General features: G+C 67.6%; 1 protein-coding gene. It reads right to left on the bottom strand.

What is annotated here, in order from left to right; translation table 11 throughout:
- Positions 1-503 (bottom strand): M23 family metallopeptidase (locus B5E60_RS13645; RefSeq protein ID WP_143260792.1); only part of this gene is annotated, 503 nt, incomplete at both ends.

Genomic DNA, 503 nt, shown 5'->3' with positions numbered 1-503 from the left:
CGGTAACGGCCGTCGGCATCGCGCACGACGGCATAACTCTCCGCGGGGCTCCGCACGGGAACTCCGTCGAGCGTGTCGACCTCCACATAATGGATGCGCAGGATGCGCGGCGGGAGGTTGTCCTCGGGGCGGACAATACGCTCGCGAACCGGGTTGTGGAGGCGCTGCGTCGGAGTGTCGCGGATCTCGTAGTGAAGGTGGGGCCCCATCGACGAACCGCTGTTGCCCGCGTAGCCGATGACGTCGCCCTGATGCACGGGCCAGCGGTCGGGCTCGAACCAGAGGTCGACGCCGTTCGCACGGCGGGCGTAACGCTCCGAGCGGAGACACTCCTCGAGGTCCTTGCGAAAGCGCTGCAGATGGCCGTAGACGGCCGTCGTACCGTTCCGGAGCGTCAGGTAGAGCGCCCGCCCGTAGCCGCCTGCCGAAACCGTCATGCGCGAAACATAGCCGTCGGCCACGGCCACCAGCGGATGGCCCTCCTCGCCGTCGGTCTTGATATC

This window comes from Alistipes sp. An116 (genome assembly GCF_002161005.1).
Classification (GTDB): domain Bacteria; phylum Bacteroidota; class Bacteroidia; order Bacteroidales; family Rikenellaceae; genus Alistipes; species Alistipes megaguti.
This window is presented reverse-complemented; position numbering and strand designations above follow the sequence as displayed.